We start from the raw sequence: 6,508 nt of genomic DNA, 5'->3' as shown, positions 1-6,508 counted from the left end.
GATGGCCATGCTGGCCGCGGAGATCTCGCTGGAAGGCCACTACCTCCTCGGCCAGCTGGGCGCCGGTGGTTACACGGCGGTGTTCACCTCGACCGGTGACTACACGGTCGCCCCCGAGATGTGGGGGTGGATTCTCTCGGCGAAGGTCGCCTGCGGGCTGGTCGCCGAGCTCGGCTCGATGCGGATCAGCGAGGAGATAGACGCGCTTGAGGTCATGGGCCTCGACTCGCACTCGTATCTCATCAGCACCCGGCTGCTCGCAACCATCGTCGTCACGCCGTTCATGTTCATCGCGGGCACCGGGATCATGTACTACGTCAACTACGTGCTGAACGTGCACGTGTTCCACAGTGTGTCCGCGGGTGGGTATCTCTCCGTCTTCTGGGCCTTCCAGACCCAGCAGGACCTGCTGCTGTCGCTGCTCATGGGCGCGATGATGGGAATCATGATCGTCCTTGTCGGCTGTTACTACGGGTACACGGCCAGCGGTGGGCCGGTCGGGGTCGGCAAGAACACGGCGAAGTCCATGGTGATCAATCTGGTCATCGTCAGCGTGGTCGGGGCGGTGTTCCAGCAGATGTTCTTCGGGTCGCTGACACGCGCGCCCATCGGGTACTAGGCCGGGCCCGGCAGATGTCCGACCGTGTGGGTGGCGCCCACCTCGACCAACATCCGTCTGGCTGGTGTCCAGCGGGCCGGTACCCAGCGGACCGGCATTCATCAGGCATGGCCCAACCGGCTGGCGGCAACGCGCGCCGGGTTCTTTTACGCCCGGGATTCCTGGAGGAAAGGAGCGGTGAATGTCCACGAGTGACGACCTTGTCGGTGGGAACGTCGATCCGTGGCTGTCGGTGAGTGAGCCGTATCAGCCGGACCCGCCGGGTCACGAGTCGGATCTCACGCACAGCGTGCAGATCCGTGACGTGCGGAAGGCGTTTGGTTCGTTCCACGTGCTGACCGGACTCAACCTGAACTTCGTGGACAACGCTGTCACCACGATCCTCGGGCCCTCCGGCACCGGTAAGAGCGTGCTGCTGAAGCACATCGTGGGCCTGCTCGAGCCCGACCACGGAGAGGTCGTCGTCTTCGGGCAGAACATCTGGAACGTCAGCGAGCGGGAGCGGCAGGAGATCCGCAAGCGGTTCGGTGTGCTGTTCCAGGACGGTGCCCTGTTCGGGTCGATGAACATCTACGACAACGTCGCCTTCCCGTTACGCAAGCACACGGACAAGAGCGAGTCGGAAATTCGCAAGATCGTGATGGCGCGGCTTGAGGAAGTCGGCCTGACACGGGCGGTCAACAAGGCTCCGGGCGAGGTCTCCGGTGGTATGAAGAAGCGCGCGGGTTTCGCCCGCGCGCTGGTGCTCAACCCGAGCGTCGTCATGTTCGACGAGCCGGACTCGGGTCTGGACCCGGTGCGCACGAGCCTGTTGAACGACCTGATCCTCAAGCTGCACGCGGAGCACGGCGGTACCTACATACTGGTCACCCACGACATCCGGACCGCGCGCAAGGTGAGCGACTACGTGGGCGTGGTGTGGAAGGGGAAGCTCATCCACTACGGCGAGACCGAAGAGGCGTTCAACTCCGACCTGCCCTTCGTTCGCCAGTTCCTGTCCGGCGACTCGGTGGGCCCCCTGGGGATGGACTGAATGAGATCCCGACGACTGGTCGTCAGCGCGGCGCTGGTGGCCGCTGTTGTCGTCGGCGCCCTGCTCTGGCGCGCCGACGACAACTACGAAGTGACGGTGGTGATGCCGTCGGCGGCACAGCTCGCCGACCGTTCACCGGTGTGGATCAACGGTTTCGGCGCGGGTTCGGTCAAGGAGCTGGAGACCAAGAACGGCAAGGCGCTCGTCACCATCGCCCTGAACAAGAAATACGCGCCCCTGCATGACGGCACGACCTCGCGGGTGGAATGGAACTCCGCCATCGGTGAACGCATGTTGACGCTGTACCCGGGACCGGCCACGAACGCGCGGATCCCGGAGCACGGCCTCATCGAGAGCGAGTCCAAGCAGATCGAGGTCGACCAGGTGCTCGCCGCCCTGGACAAGCCGACCCGGGACAGGGTCAGCTCGTTGCTGACCGAGCTGAACCAGACGGTGGACGGCCGGGAGCCGGACCTCAACGCGACGATCAGGAGCGCCGGGTCGAGCGTGCAGGCGCTCGGGGAGATCCTGGAGGCGGTCGGGCGCGACGGCCCGGCGATCCGCGCGCTGGTCACCCAGCTCCAGCAGATGATGGCGATAGGCGCCGACCACCGCCAGGAGCTCGCCTCCGTGGTGAGCGACCTGACCAGCGCGACCGGCGCGGTCGCGGGCCAGCAGCAGCAGCTCTCCGAGGGGCTCAGGGAACTGCCGTCGACGTTGCAGACCGCGAAGGGCACCCTGGACCGGGTTCCCACGGCGGGGGAGCCGACCATCGCGTTGCTCCAGGATCTCAGGCCGGCGACCAGCCGGTTGCCGTCGGTGGCGAAGAACCTCAGCCCGGTGCTCACCGAACTGCGCCCCAGCCTCGCCCAGCTGCGTCCCACGGTGGTGTCGGCGCAGGCGCTGCTGCAGGAGACACCCGGTCTGATCGACACCTCCCACGAGGTCGTCCCGCCCGTCACGCAACTGGTGAACAGCCTGCAGCCCGCGGTCGCCTTCCTGCGTCCGTACACCCCTGAAGCGGTCGGGTGGTTCCACAACTGGGGGCAGGCGTTCGCGCACTACGACGGGCAGGGGCACCTGTGGTCGGGCCTGCTTGCCCCGGGCACCAACATGATCAACGAGAGCCCGGTGCAGCTGCCAGGGTCACGCCGTGATCCTGAGCCGTATCCCGGCCAGCCGGTCGGGCAGCCGTGGGTGGACGCGACCGGGAGCGGAATCCGATGAGTACTGGTGGATTAGGCCGCAGACGGCCCGTGATCATCGCGCTGGTGGTCGTGGCGGCGCTGGTGTTGGGCGGCATCCTGTGGACCTCGCGGGGCGACGACGCCGTCGAGGTGACCGCGGTGTTCGACGACGCCAGCCCGCTGGTGCCCGGCAACACGGTCAAGGCGTCCGGGGTGGACGTCGGCATCGTGCAGTCCATCAGCCTGGCCGGTGGCCGGGCGCGGGTGCGGATGACGGTGGACCGCAGCGTGCTGCCGCTGCACAACGACGTGCGGGCGACCATCACCACGCAGGACCTGCTCGGTGAGCGGTTCATCCTGCTGGAGCGCGGGTCGCCGTCGGCGCCGGTGCTCTCGGAACCCGTGGTGATCCCGCAGACCCAGACCAACCGGGTGGTGGACCTCCAGGACGTGCTCAACGCCGTGGACACGCCGACCGCGTCCGCTCTCGGCGCGCTGCTGACCACCGCGGGTGAGGGCTTCAAGGGGCAGGGCAAGCAGGCCGCGGACGCGATCACCGCGTTGGAGCCGGCGATGACGCAGGCCAAGGACCTCGCCGCGATCCTCGACCAGCAGAACGAACTGCTGACCAAGCTGGTGGACGACGCCCAGCCGGTGGCGAGCGCGCTGGCCACCGACAACGGGCAGAGCCTCGACCGGCTGGTCGGGTCGGCCACGGACACACTCGCGACCGTGGCGGCCAACCGCAAGGCCCTGCAGGACTCCCTCGTCCGCCTCCCGGGGACCATAGCCAGCGCGCGCAGCACTCTCGCGCAGCTGGCCGGTGTCGCCGACCCGGCGACCCGCACGCTGGCGTCGCTGCGCCCGGTCACCGACGATCTCAGCGACATCACCGGTGAGCTGCACCGGTTCGCCGATGCGGCCGATCCCGCGCTGGCGTCGCTGCCGCCGGTCCTCGACCGGGCCAACACGCTGCTGGACGAGGCGGCGCCGCTGGTGAAGGCGCTGCGCCCGGCCACGCCGGACCTGCTCGGGGTGTCGGTGTCGGCGCGGACGCTCTCGGAGCAGGCGCTGAGCCTGCGGCTGACGAACCTGATGGAGTTCGTCAAGGGCTGGTCGATGGCGACCAGCGACTACGACGCCATCAGCCACTACTTCAAGGCGATGCTTCCGCTGTCGCCGAAGGTCCTGGGGCAGACCGTCGGCGGGCTCGTGCCCGGCCTGCCGGACGCGCCGGTCCCCAGCCTGCCGCTGCCCGCGCCGCCGGAGCTGCCGCTGCCGGGCAAGACCAACGCGCCGGCGGCGTCCACGCCCGCCAGCGGCGNCGCCCGCCAGCGGCGGGCGGACCGGTTCCGCGCCGGCCACCGCCGGCGGCGGCACCTCCGCCCCGGCCGGCGGCAGTGCGACCGGGCTGACCGAACGGCAGGAGAACTCTTTGCTGGGGCAACTGCTGGGAGGGGTGCTGTCATGACAACGCCGGAGTTCCGCGCGCGGTCGCGCTCCTTCCGCGCCGGCGGCATCGTGCTGGCCGTCCTGGCGGCGATCCTGTACCTGACGTTCAAGGCGCAGACCGGGCTGCCGTTCGCGCCGACGACGACGGTGCGCGCGGCGTTCGACAACGTCCACTCGCTGCGGGTCAACGACGGTGTCCGGGAGATGAGCAAGCGCATCGGCCGGGTCAGCGCGATCGACTACGTCAACGGTGCCGCGGTGGTGACCATGCAGCTCGACGGCAACGTTGACGTCTACCGGGACTCGCACGCGGAGATCTGGGACGTCTCGGCGCTGGCGACGAAGTTCGTCGAGCTCGACCTGGGTACTTCGGCGGCCGGCAAACTCGGCGACCAGACCATCGAGGCGACCCGCAACGTCAACTCGGCGGACCTCTACCAGCTGCTCGACGTGCTCGACCAGCCGACCCGGGACGCCGCCACCCGGACGGTGCGCGTTCTCGGCGGTGGGGCGGCCGGGCACAGCGACGACCTGCAGGATCTGCTGAAGACCGCGCCCAGCCTGCTTGCGGACATCGGCACTGTCTCCCAGGCGCTCGCGTCCGCGCAGACGGACCTGCCCACGTTGCTGACGGACATCGACCGGCTGGCGGGCCGGCTCGACGACCACCAGCAGCAGATCGCCTCCCTCGTCGACCAGTCCGACCAGACGCTGCGGGCGGTGTCGGTGGACGGCGGCAAGCCGCTGGCCGGCACGCTGGAACGGCTGCCAGGCACCCTGGACACGGCCAAGCACGCGCTGGACTCGCTGAACACGCCACTGGCCGACACCGCCTCGGCGGTGCGGGACCTCGAACCGGGCGCGGGCGCGCTCGCCGACTCGGAAACCGACCTGCGTGGCGTGCTGGTGGACGGGGTGCCGGTCGCGGGCAAGGTCCCCCCGGTGGCCGGGCAGGCCATCCCCGCCGTCGAGGACCTGACGCGCACGGTCTCGGACGCCCGGCCGTTGGCGTCGCCGGTGCGCCAGGCGGTCGGTGACCTGCTCACCCCGCTGCGGGTGCTGGCGCCGTACGCGCCTGAGCTCGGGCAGCTGTTCGTCCGCGGCCAGAGCTTCGTCTCCGAGGGAGGCGCGCCGGGGATGCGCTACGCCCGGCTGGGGCTCAACCCCGGTCTGGGGACCGTCACCAGCGGTCTGCTGCCGTCCGGGAACTTCTATCTGAACCAGTACCCGCGGCCCGGTGAGGCGCAGCGGGACCGCGCGCAGGGACTTCCGGCGGGCATCCCGCTGGTGGGGGGGACGGCTCGATGAGTGTGCTGCGGCGTCAGCGGGCGAGCCTCGCCCACCTCGGACAGCGGATACCCACCAAGGCGCTCGGCCTGGTGGTGCTGGCCGTGCTGGCCCTGGTCGGTTTCTTCGCCTTCAACCGGGCCCGCATCCTGATCACGGTGGGCTCCGGCGAGACGATCAGGGCGGAGTTCGCGCGGGACTACAAACTGGAACCGTTCAAGAGCGTCGTGAAGGTCGCCGGCGTCAAGGTCGGTGACGTCACGGGGGTGAAGGAGAGCGACCAGCACACCGCCCTGGTATCGCTGAAGATCGACGGGTCGGTGCTGCGGAAGCTCGGGGACCAGCCGACCGCGACGGTGCGGCCCGCGCTCGTGGTGGGTGGCTCCTACTATGTCGAGCTCGCCCACGGGGGCTCGGGCAGCGGCTTCCGCACCGGGCAGACGATCCCGCTGGAACGCACCAGCGTTCCGGTCGAGCTCGACCAGGTCCTCAGCGCCATCGATCCGGACGCGCAGAAGTCCATCCCGCGCACGGTTGAGCGGCTGGACGCGACGTTGCGTAACGACGGGCAGGAGGAGTTGCGCAAGCTCATCGCGGACGCGCCGGACACCCTCGAACCGGCCGGGGTGGTGCTCAGCGCCGCCCGCGGCACCCGTCCGGACACCGACCTGACCGGGGTGGTCACCGGCCTGCAGCACGCGGCGGCGGCGCTGACCAAGCAGGACGGCCAGCTCGACTCGATCATTACCTCGTTGGCGACGACATCGGAGGCGCTCGCGGACGAGCGTCGCCCGCTGGCCCAGACGGTGGCGGACCTGCCGCAGACGCTGCGGACCACCCGCGCCGGCCTTGCCGACCTCAACCCCACCCTGGACAAGCTGACCACGACCGCGCAGGAGTTCCGGCCGGCGGCCCGCCAGCTCGACCCGG

At 69.6% G+C, this 6,508-nt stretch carries 5 protein-coding genes (1 of these 5 running past the window's edge); all 5 read left to right on the top strand.

Annotated features, from left to right (window positions below; translation table 11 throughout):
• A partial coding sequence (locus FrCorBMG51_RS13210; protein WP_047223365.1) for an ABC transporter permease occupies window positions 1-619 on the top strand: 619 nt, incomplete at its 5' end.
• Between the two features lie 181 nt (window positions 620-800).
• Window positions 801-1,652, top strand: coding sequence for an ABC transporter ATP-binding protein (locus tag FrCorBMG51_RS13205; protein WP_083730952.1), 852 nt, complete (start codon window positions 801-803; stop codon window positions 1,650-1,652).
• Window positions 1,653-2,879 carry an MlaD family protein gene (locus tag FrCorBMG51_RS13200; RefSeq protein ID WP_047223364.1) on the top strand — a complete coding sequence of 409 codons (1,227 nt, stop codon included), beginning with the start codon at window positions 1,653-1,655 and terminating at the stop codon, window positions 2,877-2,879. It abuts the gene before it with no gap.
• A complete protein-coding gene (locus FrCorBMG51_RS29645) occupies window positions 2,876-5,599 on the top strand; it encodes an MlaD family protein (RefSeq protein WP_476742156.1) in 2,724 nt (907 codons plus the stop codon). Before FrCorBMG51_RS13200 ends, FrCorBMG51_RS29645 begins: the two co-directional genes overlap by 4 nt.
• Window positions 5,596-6,508: the 5' portion of an MlaD family protein gene (locus tag FrCorBMG51_RS13185; RefSeq protein ID WP_047223363.1), read on the top strand. The gene runs 578 nt beyond the window's last position; only the first 913 of its 1,491 coding nucleotides appear in the window; its start codon is at window positions 5,596-5,598; its stop codon lies off the right edge, out of view. The genes FrCorBMG51_RS29645 and FrCorBMG51_RS13185 overlap by 4 nt, the downstream gene beginning before the upstream one ends.

Origin of the sequence: Protofrankia coriariae, from assembly GCF_001017755.1 — a bacterium.
Taxonomy (GTDB): Bacteria; Actinomycetota; Actinomycetes; order Frankiales; family Frankiaceae; genus Protofrankia; species Protofrankia coriariae.
Note: the sequence above shows the minus strand (reverse complement) of the source record. Positions and strands in the feature narration are given on the sequence as shown.